The following is an 828-nucleotide window of genomic DNA, read 5'->3' on the forward strand; positions in this document are numbered from 1 at the left end:
AATGGCGACTAACAATGGCTGACTAATTTTTTCTATTTAAGCGGATGCGTAAAACTGACTTTGCGGATTAACAATGGGTTGACTACTTTTTATCCGTCCGATTTGAGAAACTTTCAGCTAAACATACCCTCAAGCCAGTTCAAGTCGCCACAGCGCGATATTCACACGGTATGGCGATTAACATTTAGAATATTTGTATTAATGAACAAACCGCTTTTTTCGTATTAAGATCATCATAAAATACCACTGCAGCGTTCTTTTTAATTTGTAAATCTGCCTGACTGATCTTACATACTGCACTGTTCACGCCACCATTAATCGCAATATCAATCACATCGTCATTTTGTTCAGTCAATGCGACAACAGATGATAGCGCTAACTTATTGGCGTTACTTAACACTCTAGCGCCTTCAATATTAACAGAATAGGTTGAACTATCATCTGGTGAAATGTAGTTGCTTAAATTCATTACCACTAGATGACTTTTATTATCATCGGTTTCAAAATTAGGCTTATCGAAAACATTAAGTCCATAAGCATTAGGCGTGCCATAGGCAAAAATAAGCTTTTGATTATTGGTCAGACTTGTTTCCATGTGGGTACTTTGAAGCACATCTTGGCTATTAGCATCTTTTAGCGAAAGCAAAATCGAATAGCTTGGCGCTGGCGTTCCTGTATAGTTCACTTTCACTTTATCAGTCGCTGAAGCACCATAGATATGTAAGTCATATATAACATCATCAACTGCGGCCTCAGATAAATTGGCGTGCACTTCAATCGCAGATGTATTGTCTGTATCTGATTGAGAGACAAAATTAAAAACTTGAG

At 37.6% G+C, this 828-nt stretch carries 1 protein-coding gene; it reads right to left on the bottom strand.

All coding sequences use genetic code 11. The features are described from left to right. Positions 1-184: 184 nt before the first annotated feature. On the bottom strand, positions 185-828 hold a 644-nt coding region (locus AB4238_RS17735), incomplete at its 5' end, for a hypothetical protein (RefSeq protein WP_372034643.1).

The sequence above is a fragment of the Shewanella sp. 10N.286.45.A1 genome, from assembly GCF_041470405.1.
Taxonomy (GTDB): Bacteria; Pseudomonadota; Gammaproteobacteria; order Enterobacterales; family Shewanellaceae; genus Shewanella.